12 protein-coding genes and 1 riboswitch are annotated in these 16,152 nt (G+C 70.0%); of the genes, 9 read left to right on the top strand and 3 right to left on the bottom strand.

Annotated elements, in window-relative coordinates; all coding sequences use genetic code 11:
- Positions 1 to 8: 8 nt before the first annotated feature.
- Complete coding sequence (locus tag M3T53_RS09320) at positions 9 to 1,553, bottom strand: Re/Si-specific NAD(P)(+) transhydrogenase subunit alpha (protein WP_272434257.1); 1,545 nt, start codon at positions 1,551 to 1,553, stop codon at positions 9 to 11.
- 250 nt (positions 1,554 to 1,803) lie between these two features.
- On the opposite strand from M3T53_RS09320, the gene M3T53_RS09315 reads away from it, so the two are divergent.
- The 3 genes from M3T53_RS09315 to M3T53_RS09305 all read left to right on the top strand — a co-directional run bounded on the left by M3T53_RS09315 (position 1,804) and on the right by M3T53_RS09305 (position 3,397).
- On the top strand, positions 1,804 to 2,277 hold the full coding sequence (locus tag M3T53_RS09315; RefSeq protein ID WP_272434256.1) for a toxin: 474 nt from the start codon (positions 1,804 to 1,806) through the stop codon (positions 2,275 to 2,277).
- 86 nt (positions 2,278 to 2,363) lie between these two features.
- Positions 2,364 to 2,822, top strand: a complete 459-nt coding sequence (locus tag M3T53_RS09310) for a helix-turn-helix domain-containing protein (protein WP_272434255.1) — start codon at positions 2,364 to 2,366, stop codon at positions 2,820 to 2,822.
- A 14-nt stretch (positions 2,823 to 2,836) separates the two neighbouring features.
- Positions 2,837 to 3,397 carry a PIN domain-containing protein gene (locus tag M3T53_RS09305; protein ID WP_272434254.1) on the top strand — a complete coding sequence of 187 codons (561 nt, stop codon included), beginning with the start codon at positions 2,837 to 2,839 and terminating at the stop codon, positions 3,395 to 3,397.
- A 14-nt stretch (positions 3,398 to 3,411) separates the two neighbouring features.
- On the opposite strand, the gene M3T53_RS09300 is transcribed toward M3T53_RS09305, so the two are convergent.
- Positions 3,412 to 3,831, bottom strand: coding sequence for a DUF2218 domain-containing protein (locus tag M3T53_RS09300; RefSeq protein ID WP_272434253.1), 420 nt, complete (start codon positions 3,829 to 3,831; stop codon positions 3,412 to 3,414).
- A 213-nt stretch (positions 3,832 to 4,044) separates the two neighbouring features.
- On the opposite strand from M3T53_RS09300, the gene M3T53_RS09295 reads away from it, so the two are divergent.
- From M3T53_RS09295 to M3T53_RS09270, 6 genes are all read left to right on the top strand, one after another.
- Positions 4,045 to 5,472, top strand: coding sequence for an amino acid permease (locus M3T53_RS09295; protein WP_272434252.1), 1,428 nt, complete (start codon positions 4,045 to 4,047; stop codon positions 5,470 to 5,472).
- Between the two features lie 115 nt (positions 5,473 to 5,587).
- Positions 5,588 to 5,697, top strand: a riboswitch (TPP riboswitch).
- Between the two features lie 32 nt (positions 5,698 to 5,729).
- A complete protein-coding gene (locus M3T53_RS09290; RefSeq protein WP_272434251.1) occupies positions 5,730 to 6,347 on the top strand; it encodes an ECF transporter S component in 618 nt (205 codons plus the stop codon).
- Positions 6,340 to 9,024, top strand: a complete 2,685-nt coding sequence (locus tag M3T53_RS09285) for an ATP-binding cassette domain-containing protein (RefSeq protein WP_442866949.1) — start codon at positions 6,340 to 6,342, stop codon at positions 9,022 to 9,024. The genes M3T53_RS09290 and M3T53_RS09285 overlap by 8 nt, the downstream gene beginning before the upstream one ends.
- Before the next feature lie 641 nt (positions 9,025 to 9,665).
- Complete coding sequence (locus tag M3T53_RS09280; RefSeq protein ID WP_272434250.1) at positions 9,666 to 10,250, top strand: AAA family ATPase; 585 nt, start codon at positions 9,666 to 9,668, stop codon at positions 10,248 to 10,250.
- Between the two features lie 463 nt (positions 10,251 to 10,713).
- Positions 10,714 to 12,171, top strand: a complete 1,458-nt coding sequence (locus M3T53_RS09275) for an amidase (RefSeq protein WP_272434249.1) — start codon at positions 10,714 to 10,716, stop codon at positions 12,169 to 12,171.
- A gap of 718 nt (positions 12,172 to 12,889) precedes the next feature.
- Complete coding sequence (locus tag M3T53_RS09270; RefSeq protein WP_272434248.1) at positions 12,890 to 13,951, top strand: class I SAM-dependent methyltransferase; 1,062 nt, start codon at positions 12,890 to 12,892, stop codon at positions 13,949 to 13,951.
- An 890-nt stretch (positions 13,952 to 14,841) separates the two neighbouring features.
- Here the strand turns inward: M3T53_RS09270 and M3T53_RS09265 are convergent.
- Positions 14,842 to 15,930: a Gfo/Idh/MocA family protein gene (locus M3T53_RS09265; RefSeq protein WP_272434247.1), complete on the bottom strand. Its 1,089-nt coding sequence runs from the start codon at positions 15,928 to 15,930 to the stop codon at positions 14,842 to 14,844.
- Positions 15,931 to 16,152: the final 222 nt, after the last annotated feature.

Raw genomic sequence — 16,152 nt, 5'->3', positions numbered from 1 at the left:
TCATCGCCTCACTTCCGGAACATGGCGAGCATGCGGTGGGTGACCGCGAATCCGCCGAAGATGTTGATGGACGCCAGGACGATCGCCGCGAAGCTCGCGCCGGCGATCACCGGGTGCGGGTCCCCGATCTGGGAGATCCCGCCGACGAGGATGATCCCCGAGATCGCGTTCGTCACCGACATCAGCGGCGTGTGCAGCGCCGGCGTGACGTTCGAGATGACGTAGAAGCCGAGCACCACCGACAGCAGCAGGACGATGTAATGGCCCGTCGCCGCAGCCGGGGTCGCCAGGATCAGCGCCGCCAGGGCGGCGGCGGCCGCCGCCGTGCCGATGCGCACGAGCCGCCGGGACCGCCTGGCCCGCTCCTCGTCGGCCAGGCGCGCGGCCTCGACCTCCTCGGGGGAGGGGCCGGCGGGGGCGGTGGGCGCGGCCGACACCTGGACGGGCGGCGGCGGCCACATCACCCGGCCGCGCTCGGTCACGGCGATCCCGCGGACGACCTCGTCGTCCAGGTCGATGACGAGCTGCCCGTCCTTGCCGGGGGTCATGAGGGTCAGGAGGTTGACGATGTTGCGCCCGTAGAGCTGGGACGCCTGGGAGGGCAGGCGGGCCGCGAAATCCTCGTAGCCGACGATCGTCACCCCGTTGTCGGTGGTGATGACCCGCCCGGGGACGGTCAGCGCGCAGTTGCCGCCGTTGGCGGCGGCCATGTCGACGATCACCGATCCGGGGGCCATGGCGGCGACGGCCGCCTCGTCGAGGAGAATCGGGGCGGTCCGCCCGGGGATGTTCGCCGTCGTGATGACGATGTCGGAGGCGGCCGCCTGGGAGGCGTACAGGCGGGCGGCGGCCGCGGCGGCGTCCTCGTCCATCTCCCGGGCGTAGCCGTCGGAGGACTCCTCCTGCGCGGTCGGCAGGGCGACGAAGGAGGCTCCCATGGACTCGACCTGCTCGGCGACCTCGGGGCGCACGTCGGTGGCGGACACGAGGGCGCCCATGGAGTGCGCGGTGCCGATGGCGGCCAGCCCGGCCACTCCGGCGCCGATGACGTAGACCCTCGCGGGCGGCATCTTCCCGGCGGCCGTCACCTGCCCGGTGAAGACGCGGCCGAAGCACGAGGCGGCCTCGACGACGGCCCGGTATCCGGCGACGTTCGCCTGGCTGGACAGGACGTCCATCGCCTGGGCGCGGGAGATGCGCGGGACGGCGTCCATCGCCAAAGCGGTGATCCCGTGGGGGGCGAGGCGCTCGGCGAGGCCGGTGTCGCGGCGCGGGTCGAGGCGGGCGATGAGGGCGGCGCCGGGGCGCATTGTCGCGACGAGGTCGTTGTCGGGGGCGTCGAGGGCGATGACGATGTCGCTGGCCCACACGTCGGCGGCGTCGACGAGGGCGGCGCCGGCCTCGTCGTAGGAGGAGTCCGGGAAGCGGGCGGATGCGCCGGCCCCGTGTTCGACGACGACCTCGTATCCGAGGCGGGTGAGGAGCCCGACCGTGTGGGGGGTCGCGGCGACCAGGGGCTGGTCGGGCCCCTCTGCGGGCACGCCGATGCGCATGGTGCACTCCTGTCGGTTCGATGAGGCGCCGGCCTCGTCTGCTGGCGGCTGGTGGGAACATTAGAGGGTCGTGCCGGGCCCGGACCGGGACTTGTGGCCCCGAGCACATTACTGATCCATGGGTTTTTCTTGGCGGATCGCGGGTCTCGGGTCGTCCGTCCTATGAGATGCCGTCGCGGGAGCGAGCGGCGGCCGGGGCGGCCGGGGCGTTCGCCCTCGCCGACGGCCGCGAAGCGTCTACCGTGGACGCATGGACATCTTCGACGCCGAGCCCCGATCCCCCGAAGAGAACATCGACCTCGCCCAGGCCGAGGTCTGCGTGAGCGCCTCCCAGGAGGAGGTCTGGGCCTTCGTCAGCGAACCCGGCTGGTGGATCAACGACGGCCCGCTCGGCGACCACGAGGTGAGCGTCGGCGAGGACGGCGTCTACACCGTCAATGATCCCGACGCCGGCCAGTGGCTCGTCGCGAAGGCCGACGAGGACCCGATGGACGTCGTCTCCTTCCGCTGGTACCCGATGGCCGGGGACGAGCTCCCCGACGATCGGGCGACCCTCGTCGAGGTCTCCCTGTCGGACGAGGACGGCCGGATCGTCATCCACATCGAGGAATCCGGCCTGGCCTCGGTCAGCGACGACGAGGCCGAGGCCCGCCAGGTCTGGGAGGACGAGGTCGGCATGTGGGAGGCGACCCTCCTGGCCGTCAAGGAGCACCTGGAGGCCTGAGCCCAGGTATCTTGCCGAGATTGCAGTTATAACTAAAAGATTGTAGTGTGGGATTCCGAGGTTGTGCTGCGAATGGAGGAAGACGCATGGCGGTTCCGACGATTGAGATGCGTGAGAGCATGACGATCACCCCCGAGCAGACCCAGGCGGCACGGCGTTTGCCTGATGAGTTCATCGCGCCCGGTCAACAGACGAGAGTTCGCCTGATTCTTGAAACGTCGATCGGTGAGAGCAAGGAGCTGCCTGATGAGTTGACTGGGCTGGTCCTGCGCGCGCTGTGGACGGTCCGCAACGGGGGGAGGCTCTCTTTGGAATCGATGCCCGCTGAGGTGACGTCGACTACGGCTGCGGGCATCCTCGGAGTCTCTCGGCCGACTCTGATGAAATGGGCAAAAGAAGGGCTTATCGCCTCGCATAAGGTCGGGACGCATACGCGTTTCATGGCTGAAGAGGTCTTGAATTTCAAGGAGCGTCGGCGTGAGCAGCAAAAAGAGGCTTTCCGTCAGATGATGAGTGTCGCCGATGATCTCGGCGACTTCAGCTGAACAGGTAAAAGCGCATGCGTCGTGAGCAAAGAGTTCTTGTCGATACGAATGTTTGGTATTCAAGGACACTTCGGGATTGGATCTGTTTGCTCGCTCTTCATGGTGGTTCGGATATCTATACGGTCATTTGGACTGATGATATTCTCGCAGAGCTCCAATACAGTCTTCGAAGAAAATATCCCCAGTTGGAGGGAGGGAAAATCGCGATTCTTCGCGAGAAGATCGAAGAGACGTTCCCCGACGGACGGATCCGTGATTACTCGATCGATGTGGACGGCCCGGACCCGCTGGACGGGCATGTGCGCGGGGCGGCTCGATCCGGAGAGGCCGACTATGTTGTCACCTGCAATACCAAGGACTTCAATGGTGATGATCTACCCTACGAAGTCTATACTCCTGACGAGTTTTTCCTCCTCGTTCACGCGTCCAGTCCTGATGTGGTTGAGAGGGCTGCGCGCGTCTATGACGCTTATTACGAATCGAGCGGGCATGACTACTTGGTCGCCGAACGCCTACGTAGTGCGGGCGCTTGCGGATTCGCGAAAATCGTCGCCTCGATCCTTTCCAGAGGATGAAGCCTCACAGTAGCTCACCGGGACGAGGATGACGGATCCCCGGCGGCCGCCCGCTTGGCGCGCATGTGCTCGGCGACTTCCTCCGGCGTCAACGGACCCTGACAAGTCCCCTCCGACCCGTCTTCGCGCTCCCACCGGACCACCAGGCCCTCCCGCGCCCCGAAACGGGCCAGATGAATCCCGCACACCTGCTCGAGACGACCCACATGCTCCCCAGCCGCCTCCATCCGCATGACTAGGGCGCCCTCCTCGCACGACAGCTCCACCCGCCCCACCGAAACGCCCTCCCGGTCGAACTCCACCCAACCGGACGACGCCCCCTCGTCCCACGACGCGCGGACCTTGCGCCCCATATGCGCGGTCAACTGCTTACCGAAACGCGCCGGACGACCAGTCGCCACCCGTGCCGTCGACACCCACTGAGAACTCGTCATAAGGCAATCCTCACCCGCCCGCGCCCGCCTCGCCACACCAACCCGGCTCGATGCCCCGCCGGCCCCGCGCCCCGCCCGCCCGAAGCCGGTGGGACGCGTCACCAGTGGCCGCCCCAGCCCCCCGCACGCCGACGACGCCCACGACCAGGAGTAGCGTTGGCCCATTCACGGACCCGGCCCGCCGGATCCCGGGCCCCACCCGAGAGGACACCCATGAGCGCCAGCCCCGCCGCGCCCTCGACCGCCGGCGACCAGCACCTCCAACGCACCCTGACGAACCGCCACGTCCAACTCATCGCCATCGGCGGAGCCATCGGCACCGGCCTCTTCATGGGCTCGGGGAAGACCATCTCCATCGCCGGCCCCTCCATCCTCCTCGTCTACATCATCATCGGCGCCGTCCTCTTCCTCTTCATGCGCACCATGGGCGAGCTCCTCCTGTCCACCCGCCACTACACGACCTTCGCCGACATCGCCCGCGACCTCATCGGCCCCTGGGCCGGATTCGTCACCGGATGGACCTACTGGATGTGCTGGATCGTCACCGGCGTCGCCGACATGGTCGCCATCACCGGGTACGTCCGCTTCTGGTGGCCCGACACCCCCGCGTGGATCCCCATCGTCGCCATGACGATCCTCCTGTTCGCCCTCAACGTCATGACCGTCAAAGCCTTCGGGGAGACCGAGTTCTGGTTCGCCCTCGTCAAGATCATCGCGATCCTCGCCCTCGTCGTCGTCGGACTGACCATGGTCGCCGCCGGAACCGTCGACCAGGCCGGCACCGCCGCCGCCGTCTCCAACCTGTGGGCCCACGGCGGATTCTTCCCCACCGGATTCCACGGGTTCCTCGGCGGATTCCAAATCGCCCTCTTCGCCTTCGTCGGCATCGAACTCATCGGCACCACCGTCGCCGAGACCGCCGACCCCGACACGACCCTGCCCAAAGCCGTCAACTCCATCCCCGTGCGGATCATGCTCTTCTACGTCGCCGCCCTCGCCGCGATCATGATGGTCACCCCCTGGGACCAGATCAACCCCGAAGCATCCCCCTTCGTCACCATGTTCTCCATGACCGGGCTGGCGGCCGCCGCCACCGTCGTCAACCTCGTCGTCCTGACCTCCGCCGCCTCCTCCGCGAACTCCGGCATCTACTCCACCTCCCGGATGCTCTACGGCCTCGCCGCCCGCGGAGACGCCCCCCGGGTGTTCCGCCGGCTCTCCGGCCGCCACGTCCCGCGCAACGCCCTCTTCCTGTCCTGCCTCTGCCTCCTGTCCGGCATCGCCGTCATGGCCTCCGGCGACTCCATCGCCGACGCATTTACCCTCGTCACCTCCATGTCCGCGACCCTCTTCATGGGCGTCTGGGTCGTCATCGTCGTCTCCTACCTCCTCTACCTGCGCCGACGCCCGGACCTCCACGCAGCCTCCCGATTCCCCGCCCCCGGCGGGGCCGCCAGCGCCTGGACCGTCCTCGTCTTCATGGCCCTCATGCTCGTCGTCCTCAGCCTCCGGGCCGACACCCGCGCCGGCATGATCGCCTCCCTCGCGTGGATCGCGTTCATCGTCGTCGCCGCCCTCGTCAACCGGCACCGGATGCTGCGCCGGGCCGAGACCGGCAGCGCCGTCGACTACGGGGGCTGACCCCGCCCTGGCGTCCCTGGCCCTGGCGTCCCCGGTCGTTCCTCGACCACCGGCCCGATTCCCGATCGTCCCCTCCGACCCCGTTCGGCATCCGAGCCGCCAGCCGATACACTGACGCCCGTGCCACGGGAACCCGGACCGACCGGGTTGAGAGGGAGGCCAGCGCCTCCGACCGTAGAACCTGAACCGGATCATGCCGGCGTAGGAAGGCTCTTCACTCGTGCGCACCACGGCGTCACGAGAGGAGAACACGCGCCATGGCCGCCAGCACCACACCCCCCACCACCCGTCCCTCCCTCAACTGGAGGGTCGTCGACATGGTCACCGCAGCCGTCCTCGGCGTCGCCTGCGGCCTGATCTTCCTCATCTGGAACCAGATCGGCGGCATCGGATACTCCGTCCTCGACGCCACCACCCCCGGCCTCGGCGGCCTCGCCCTGGGCATCTGGCTCCTCGGCGGCACCCTCGGCGGCCTCATCATCCGCAAACCCGGCGCCGCGATCCTCGTCGAAGTCATCGCCGCCTCCGTATCCGCCGCCCTCGGCTCGCAATGGGGCATCGGCGCCCTCTACTCGGGAATCGCCCAAGGCCTCGGCGCCGAACTCGTCTTCGCCCTCGTCATGTACCGCCGCTACACCGCCACCGTCGCCGCGCTCGCCGGCCTCGGCGCCGGAGCCGCGGCATGGATCCTCGAACTGTTCACCGCCGGCAACCTCGCCATGGGCCCCGCCTTCCTGACGATCTACCTCGCCTGCTGCCTCGTCTCCGGAGCCGTCCTCGGCGGCCTCGTCGCCTGGTTCCTCGTCAAGGCCCTCGCCCGCACGGGCGCCCTCGACCGCTTCTCCGCCGGCCGCCAGGCCCGCACCCGTGTCTGACACCGGCCCCGACGCCGGACGACGGGGCGGGGCCCAACCCCCCGCCCCCGACGCCCGAGCGCCCGAACACGCGCCCGACCCCACACGAGCCGCCCGCACGAGTCCTCCCCCCGGGCACCGCGACGCCGAACCCGGAGCCCGCATCCACGCGCGGAACTGGGGATGGCGCCACGGAGGGCGCCTCGCATGGGCCCTCGACGGCGTCGACCTCGACATCGCCCCCGGCGAGCGCGTCCTCGTCCTCGGTCCCTCCGGCTCCGGCAAATCCACCCTCCTGGGCGGCATCGCCGGACTCCTCGGAGGCGAGGACGAGGGCGAGGCCCGAGGAACCCTCACCGTCGACGCCGCCGACCCCTCCTCCCAGCGCGGCCGCATCGGCCTCGTCATGCAGGACCCCGAAGCCCAAGTCGTCCTCGCCCGCGTCGGCGACGACACCGCATTCGGCATGGAGAACCTCCAGGTCCCGCCCGAACGGATCTGGCCCCGCGTCGACCGGGCCCTCGCCGAAGTCGGCCTCGACGTGCCCCACAGCCGCTCCACCTCCGCCCTGTCCGGCGGGCAGAAGCAGCGCCTCGCCCTCGCGTCGATCCTCGCCATGCGCCCCGGCCTGCTCATCCTCGACGAGCCCACCGCCAACCTCGACCCCGACGGCGTCGCCGACGTGCGCGACGCCGTCGAACGAGTCCTCGCCGCCTCCGGCGCCACCCTCGTCGTCGTCGAGCACCGCGTCGACGTGTGGGCCGATCTCGTCGACCGGGCGGTCGTCGTCCTCGACGGGCGGATCGCCGCCGACGGCCCCCTCGACGACGTCCTCGCCTCCCACGGGCGGGCCCTGCGCGACCGGGGGATCTGGCTGCCCGGCGACGACGTCGCCGGAGCCGTCGGACATCCCCTCCGTCCCCGAGCGGACAACGCCCACCCGGGACCGGGCGGTGCCGGCAGGGGCCTCGACACGAATCCAGACGCGCCCGGCCGGCCGACACGACCGGACGACCGACACGACCTCGACGCGCAGAGCCCGCCGCCCGGACGCGTGGACCACGCCGAACGAATCGAACGAGCAGCCCCCGCCGGCGCGGCGGGCCGGACGCCCACCGGCCGGAACGCGGTGCACGATCATCCGATCCTCACCGCCAGGGGACTGGCCATCGGCTACTCGCCCGACCATCCCGTGCGCGCCGGGATCGACCTCGACATCGAGCGGGGGCGCTCCACCTGCCTCGTCGGCGCCAACGGCACCGGGAAATCCACCCTCGCCCTTACCCTCGCCGGACTCCTCCCCGCCCTCGTCGGCACTATTGAGGCCCATCCCGCCGACCCTCCCGCCCGCGCCTCGTCCGACCCCCACGACTGGCGCTCCGCCGACCTCCTCGGGCGCATCTCCATGGTCTTCCAAGAACCCGAATACCAATTCGTCGCCCGAACCGTGCGCGAGGAGCTTGAGATCGGGCCGCGGCGCTCCGGCGTGGGAGACGATGAGATCGACGCCCTCGTCGACGAGCACCTCGACGCCCTGGGCCTGACCGCCCTAGCCGGCGCCAACCCCATGACCCTGTCCGGCGGGGAGAAACGACGGCTGTCGGTCGCCACCGCCCTCATCAGCGCTCCCGAACTGCTGATCCTCGACGAGCCGACATTCGGGCAGGATCGGACGACGTGGATCGAGCTCGTCCGGCTTCTGCGCCGCTCCCTCGATCGCGGGACCACTCTCGTGTCCATCACCCACGACCCGGCCTACGTCGAGGCGATGGGGGATGTCGTTATCGAGATGAGCAGTGTGCACGAGGATGCTTTTCGGCGCTCTTATGGGAACGTTTTGACCGGAAAACGCGTCGAGAAGCATGGTGGTGCACAGCGGTCCGGAGGCCCCGGGCCATCGGGCCCGCTGGGGGTCTCTGAGTCTCCCGGCATCCCCGGGCGATCGGGCCCGCTCGGTCGGATCAACCCCGTGATCCACGTCCTCGCGCTCATCGTCATGACGACCCCCCTGCTCGTCTCCATCGACCCGGTGTCCGCGGGGATCGCCCTGGTCCTCGAACTCCCCCTCATCCTCCTCGCGAGAATCCGACCCGCGGCACTCGCCCTGCGGATGACCCCGCTGCTGCTCGCCGCGCCCATCGCCGCCCTGTCGATGCTCCTGTACGCCAACCCCGGCGGACAGGTCTACTGGGCGCTCGGCCCGGCGATCGTCTCCGAGCGCTCCGTGCGACTCGCCCTCGGGATCTTCGTGAGGGTCCTCGCCGTGGGACTCCCCGCGATCGTGCTCCTGACGCGGATCGACCCGACGGACATGGCCGACGGACTGGCGCAGGTCCTCCGCCTGCCCGCCCGGCCCGTCCTCGCGACCCTCGCCGCCGCGAGGATGACCGGCCTCATGGCCGCCGACTGGAAGGCCCTCGAACAGGCCCGGCGCATCCGCGGCATCGGGGACTCCCGGAAGGTCGTCTCGGCCGTTCGAGGGTCGTTCTCGCTGCTCGTGTTCGCGCTGCGCCGATCCGCCAAGCTCTCCTTGACGATGGAGGCCCGAGGATTCGGAGCGGCCTCGACCCGGACCTGGGCGCGCCCCTCGAAGGTCGGCGCCGCGGATGCGGTGATGATGGCCGTGGCCGTGGTGATCCCCACCGTCGCTCTCACGGCGGCCGTCGCCACCGGGCATTTCGAGCTCATCGGCAGGTGAGAGCCGTGGACTCGACGACGCACGGGGCTCCGGCGGAGCGCGGCACCGACTCTGCGGCTACCTCGCGGCCGGGACCCCTCGGGCATGCCGACATCCCGGCGGAGCGCGGCGCCTCTTCGTCGACGCGGCGGGCCCCGCGCAAGGACGCGGGCGCGCGGCCATTCCCCGTGGGCGACGGCGGCGCGCCCACGCCGGATCCCAGGGGCGGCGCGGCCGCGCGTGAGAGGGGCGGTCGTTGCGTCATGGTCGTCGCATGGGACGGCGGGCCCCTGCCGGGCGAGATCATCGAGGCGTGCACGGACGCGCTGTCCTCGGGAAGCCCGGTCGCTCCGGCGAACGGGTGGGGAGCCCCGGAGCCCCCGGGCGCCGAGATTCTCCCGGTGGAAACCGCCGACAGGGAGAGCGACGAGGCGGACGTGCGACTGGGCGGGCGCCCGTCCGCTCGCAGTGACGGAGGAGACCGGGAGATTCCGGTCGTTGCGCCGAACGCCTCGCGGACTGTGGGCGTTGCGATGGGTGCGTCGCAAGCGCCGGCTGGTGCTGTGGGCGTCTCGCGAACCCCGGCCGGCGGGGCTGAGACGGGTTCGGGCGAGCGGCGGCCTGTTCGCGGTCAGGGAGGAATCCGGGAGACCTCGGCCGGTATGCCGCGCGCCTCGCGAACCCCGGTGATCGTCGTCGACGGCCTCTCCGGAGCGGGCAAGACGACCTTCGCCCACGCGCTCGCCGACGCCCTCGGCGATCTGCCCCGATGGGACGGTGCGCGCATCCTCAGCCTGGATACCCTCTACGAGGGATGGCACGGCCTGGCCGCCGGGAGCCGATGCGCGGAGGAGATCGTCGAGGCGCTCGCCTCCGGCGAGCCGGCGCGCTACCGGCCGTGGGATTGGCAGACGGGCGCCCGTGGCGACGAGGAGGTCCTCCGGCCCGGCGCGCCGGTGATCCTCGAAGGGTGCGGCGCCCTGACGTCGGAGACGAGGCGGCGGGCCGTCCTCGTCATCTGGATTGAGGCGTCGGGCGGCGCCCAGGAACGCTACCGTCGGGCGATCACGCGAGACGGCGACCTTTACGAGCCGTGGTGGGAAGTATGGGCCGAGCAGGACGAGGCGCGCCTCGTCGATCTCGGAGGGAGGGAATCCGACGGCGACGGTGCTGCGGTGCCCGGTGGCGGAGGGGCTCTCGGTGAGGCCGATCTGCGAGGCTGGGCGGACTTCGTCGTCGTCACCTAACCGGCGGGAAGACGGTCGGTTCGGACGGGCAGGCTGGGCGTGGCGGAGGTGCGAGACGCCGATCGGATTTGGATGCTGGGCGATCGGGTCGCGCAGATGCGGTGATTTCCCTCGAAAACGAAAAAACGGGCCCGATTATGCGGGGAAATGTTCGTTTTCGGGGGAAAGAGCGGAGGAGGGGGTGGCGGCGACAGGACGACAGGGCGCGCGGAAGATCCATGCCCGTGCTCCCGAGACCATGCTTAGGCAGTAGTCTTTGGGTCCGCGATATATCGGCCATGCCCGTGTCCTCGCGACCATGCCCATACGCGCGTGAGAACCGCATCCCGCGGATCCCTTCCTCCGCGTCTGACGAGCCCGTGGATGGGATCGTCCTGGCGGGCACCGGCGCCGCATCGCTCCCTCCGCGTCCGGCGGGCCCATGCCCATACGATGACAGCACCGCGTTCCCCCAGGAGGAATCATGATCGCTCCCTGCCCGTCCGCACGCGAGACCGCCGCCGACGTCCGCGCCGGACGCATCACCGCGCGCAGCGTCGTCGAGGAAACCCTCGCCCGCATCGCTCGCCTCGATCCCGCGCTCAACGCCTTCACCGTCGTCCGCGCCCAGGCTGCCCTCGCTGAAGCGGATGCCCTCGACGCCCACGGGCCCCACCAGGGCCCCCTCGCCGGCGTCCCCATCGCCGTCAAAGAGGAGTACGACGTCGCCGGGGACGTCACCAGCCTCGGCGGCGCTGCGAACACCAGGCCCGCCAGTCGCGATTGCGAGACGATCCGCCGACTGCGCGAAGCCGGCGCCGTCATCGTCGGGCGCACGAACATGCCGGAGTTCGGGCAGGTGCCCGCCGGGGAGTCCGAGCACCACGGCGCGACCCTCAACCCGTGGGACCTCAGCCGGTCGCCGGGAGGGTCGTCGGCGGGCTCTGCGGTCGCAGTGGCGGCCGGGATCGTCCCCATTGCGATGGGGGCCGACGGGGGAGGATCCCTGCGCATCCCGGCGTCCGCGTGCGGGGTCTTCGGCCTCAAACCGACGAGGGGCCGCGTGTCCTCGGCTCCACTGGCCGAGCACTGGCACGGGCTCGCGACCTTCGGGGCGATCACCCGCACCGCCGAGGACATGGCGCTCGTCATGGAGGTCATCAGCGGGAACGACCCGGTCGACAGGTGGAGGGTCGTCGAGGCCGGTACCGGCGCCCGCGGGGCCGATGAGGACTCGTCCTGGGACGAGGCCGGGGCCGTGCCGACCGTCCTCTCCGCGCCTGGGGTCCTCGCGGCCCCCGATCGGCCTTTGAGGATCCTCGTCGCCACGCCTTCAATCATGCCGGGGGCGCATCCGTCGCCCGAGGTCGCCGAGGCGATCCGGGGCTTCGCCGAGCGGCTGGGCGCCGCCGGGCACGACGTGCGCGAGGGAAGGGTGCGCTGGCCGTGGGCCACCGCGCCTTTCCTCGCCCTCTACGCGGCGGGCGTTTATGAGGAGTCGAGGCAGGTCGACGACCCCAAGGCCCTCGCCTCTACGACGAGGACCATCGCCGCGGTCGGCGCACGGGTCCGTCCCTGGGCGGTGAGGGCCGCTGAAAGGTCCGCTGAGCGGATGCGTCTGCGCGTCCAGGAGGCGTTCGGCGGCGCCGACCTCATCCTCATCCCGACGCTGCTCGGGGAGCCCGGCGGCGCCCACGACCTCGAGGGCAGGAATGCTCTTTCCGCGCTCGCGGCCTCGACCCCTGTCGTGTCGAACACGGCGCTGTTCAATGTTACGGGGCATCCGGCGGCCTCGATGTTCGCGGGATTGACGCCGGAGGGGCTTCCGGTCGGCGCGCAGGTCGTCGCTCGTAGCGGGTGCGAGGGCCTGATCCTGCGTTTGGCTCGCGACCTCGATGCCCACGGCGGTGTCAGCGGGCCCGTGCCGCCGATCGCCAGGTGAGCCGCCGTTCGGGTGTCCGGGTCTTGACTTCGGCTCGGACGCGCTTGCCTCTGTCCCGGTCGTGGTCGTGGTCCCGGCTCGGGTCCGGTCGGGGGCCTGGTCTGGGTTGGACCGGGGGCGGTGAGCCGGAGGTTTACTTCATCCTGCGGGTGGGCGACTCCTGTGGGTCTTGATCCGGTCTGAATCCGGTTCTGGCCTGGCCTGGGTCTCGGTCTGGTTGTACTTGGACAGGGCATTGGTGACACTGGCTGTGAATCATGAGGGAGGATCTCCGGGGGCGTGGGCTGTCGACGCTCACATCTCAACCAGGAGGTCCTCTGTTCTCCGCACTCTAGAGATCGTCTGACTTTCGAGGGAAGACGGCTGCTCGTTTCTCCGACCAGATCCGGTTTTCGTCCCGCCCTGGTCTGGTCTTGGCTTGTGGTCCTAGTCCAGGTCCAGGTCCTAGTCCAGGTCCAGGTTCGGGGTCGGTCAAGGGCCCGAAGTCTTCCTCATCCTTCGGCGGGTCCGCCCCTCCAGGTCCTCATCCGGTCCAGAGCCCCGGTGATTTCCCTCGAAAACGAAAAAACGGGCCCGATTATGCGGGGAAATGTTCGTTTTCGGGGGAAAGAGCGGAGGAGGGGAGGGGTGGGCGCATAGCGTACGGAAGGAGGACTCGGAACGAGTGCTGAGAGAGGCTGCGAGACGAGGCCGGGGACGAGGCGGATAGGATCCCCGAGTGGAATCCGCCAACCCCTTCGACGCCGACTCCCCGCGGTACGCGGCGGTCCGACCCGCCTACCCGACCCCCGCCCTCGATGCCCTCCTCGCGCGAACCGAGGCCTCACTGGGCCGCCCGGCCCGCACCGGCGCCGACATCGGCGCCGGCACCGGCAAGATGACGCTCCTCCTGGCCGACCGAGGTCTCGACGTCACCGCCGTCGAACCCTCCGCCGCCATGCGCCGACACATGGCCCACGTTCTGAAAACCAGTGGATACCTCCTCCAAAGCGACGAAATCCCGACCCTCTCGAACACGCCCGGACGCCCCTCATCCACGGGCTTTCCCGAGGCCCCGTCCGACGCCTCCGGCCAGGCGTCCGTCTCGGCGGGTGCCTCGCCCGTCCTCGACCAGTTCTCCTCGCGGACTCCCGCTTCCGCCTTGTCGAGGCCGTACGTCCCTGCTCGCACTCACGGCCAGGCGTCGGTCCCGGCGGGTGCCTCGCCCGTCCTCGACCAGTCCTCCCCGTGGACTTCCGCCCCCGCCTCGTCGACGTCGCACGCCCGTGCCCACGCCCATGCTCCGACGATCCGCCTCCTCGCCGCCTCCGCCGAAGATACCGGGCTGCCGGACGCCGCCACCGACCTCGTCGTCTACGCCCAATCCTGGCACTGGGTCGACCCCGACGCCGCGAGCACCGAGACCGCGAGGATCCTCGCCCCCTCGGGAACGATCTGCGCCGTGTGGAACCAGATGGACGTCTCGATCCCCTGGATCCACCGACTCACCCGGATCATGCGCTCAGGCGACGTCCACCGACCCGACCGCCCGCCGGCGTTCGGCTCCTCGTTCACCAGCCCCGTCCTCGACGTCATCCCCTGGGAGGATACGAAGACTCCCGAGGAGATCCTCGACCTGGGGACCACGCGCTCGTCCTACCTGCGCCAGGATCGGGCCGGCCGCGCTCGCATGCAGGAGAACCTGCGGTGGTACCTCTACGAGCATCTCCGGTTCGCCCCGGGCGAGCCCGTCGCGATCGCCTATTCGACGCTCGTGTGGACGGCTGAACGGCTCGGGTGAGGGGCTCTTCCGACCGACCTTTCCGACCGTGAACGAGGCGCGGGCCCTCCCTTCCGTCAGGGACTCGCGAGGAATGCTCCAGTGCTCATCGCCTCGTGTCTTGATCTCGATTTCGCGTCAGGGCCTTGCGCGGATCTTTTCCCGCGGAGCGTTCGGATGGCGCGGGAGCGCGAGGCTCGTCGATGGCGAGCGCAGGGGAGTGGAACCTCGCCGATGATGCGTGCGGGGCCTGTCGGCCTTCACCGGCACCGCGCACACGGGTACGCGGGCGGCACGCCGGAGGCCCCGAAGCACGGGCCGTGACCGGCACCGCGCATGCGGGTACGCGGGTTGAGGCGCCATCCGAACTGCGATTGCACTCACGTGCTCACCGCGTACGCGGGTACGCCGGTACGCGGATTGAGGTCTACCGCCGTGCGTCCCTCGTATAGGATTCGTATAGGACCGGCACCGCGCATGCGTGAACGCGGGTGGAAGCTGGACGTGACGGTCAATGGAGGTTCACCGCACGCGGGAACGAGGATGTCCACCATCGGCGGGCGGGAGTACGGCGCCCCGTCGCCGGCGGGCACGCGAGAGTGGTGTTTTGACCGTGCCGCGCAGGAGAACAGGCGAGATGGCTCAGAGGGCCGTGGCCGGTGCCAATCATCGAGCCGCGTACGTGCGCATGCGGGACTGCCGTCCTCCGCCACGAGATCTGCGAATCTACTGGCCCGCGCATACGCGTACCCGGGCCGGGTCTCGCCGAGTTCGTGGCCGATTCGCCACGTGGCCCGCACGCATGGGGGACTGCTCCGGGGTAGGCCTTGAGTCGGTGTCGATCGCCGAGACCGCGCATACGGATACGTGGATTCCCCGCTGTCGGAGCGCATGCGCGCGCCGAGGGGGCCTCACTTCTCCCAGGGGTAGACGAGCCCGATCCTGCGGCGCATGTCGTCGAGGAGATCCATGACGGCGATCGTGTCGTTCAAGGGCATCGTCTCCGACTCGGTGAGACCGGCCGCCAGACAGCGGGCCACCTCGGCCGCCTGGTACTGGAAGCCTCCGGGCACCGTCCCGTCCCATTCGACGAGCTCCCCGTTGTCGCCGGCGCGCCCCGCCCCGAAGGTCCGCAGCCGCAGGAGCGTCGGGCGGTAGAACTGCTCGGGCATCTCCAGGGCGCCGTCGCTGAAGACGACCTCCCCGTAGGTCGCGGACTTGCCGTTGAAGTTCGACGAGGCCGAGGCGAGGGCCGTCGCCGACTTCAGGAGCGCCGCCGACTCGACGTCGACTCCGAGGTCCGTCATCTTCGCGGCGGCGCCGACGATCTCGCAGTCGCCGAGGACCTGTTGGACGAAGGACATCGAGTAGACGCCCAGGTCCATCAGGGCTCCGCCGCCGAGCTCGGGGTCCCACGTCCGGCGGATGTGCTCGAGGGATTGCCCGTGGTCGGCATGGACGGAGACGACCTGGCCGAGGCCGCCGTTGCGCACGATCTGGGAGACGACCTTCTGGTGGGGCAGGTGGCGGGTCCACATGGCCTCCATGCAGAACACGCCCGTGGCATGCGCGGCGTCGATGATCCTGCGGGCCGCGGCGGCGTCCATCGTGAAGCACTTCTCGACGAGGACGGGCTTGCCGGCGTTGATGGCCAGGAGGGCGGCGGCCTCGTGCTGGGGGTGGATCGTCGCCACGTAGACGGCGTCGATGTCGGGGCAGGAGACGAGCTCCTCGTAGGTGTCGAAAGCGCGGGCCACGCCGAAGTTCTCGGCGAATTCGCGGGCGCGCTGGGGGTCGCGGGCGGCGACGCCCTCTATGGTCCCCGATGAGTAGGCGGCGACGTCCTGGGCGAAGACGGAGCCGATCCAGCCGGCGCCGATGATGCCCCATCGGATCGGAGGGGCCTGCGTCGGATCGAGGAGCTCGACGCCGTCGGCGAGTCGGGCGATGGGTTCGGGCAGGGGCGCGAGGCCCGCGTGGGGGTTCGACTGCGGTGTCATGGGTTCAGTGTCCCACAGTGCGGGTGCGTGTGCGGGCCGAGAGTATGGTTCGGATTCCGATGTATCGCCCGGCTGCGTCCGCGGGTGGGGGGACCGCCCTGGACCACCTGCACGGCATCATCGGATCGGCCGGCTGTGCTCACGGGCCGGGATGGAATGGGGAGTGCTTGTAGTCGGCCGGGCGTGGGGTGTGCTTGTGGGTGGTTGGGGGCGTGGGGTGTG

Source organism: Actinomyces sp. B33, assembly GCF_028437565.1.
GTDB lineage: Bacteria > Actinomycetota > Actinomycetes > Actinomycetales > Actinomycetaceae > Pauljensenia.
This window is presented reverse-complemented; position numbering and strand designations above follow the sequence as displayed.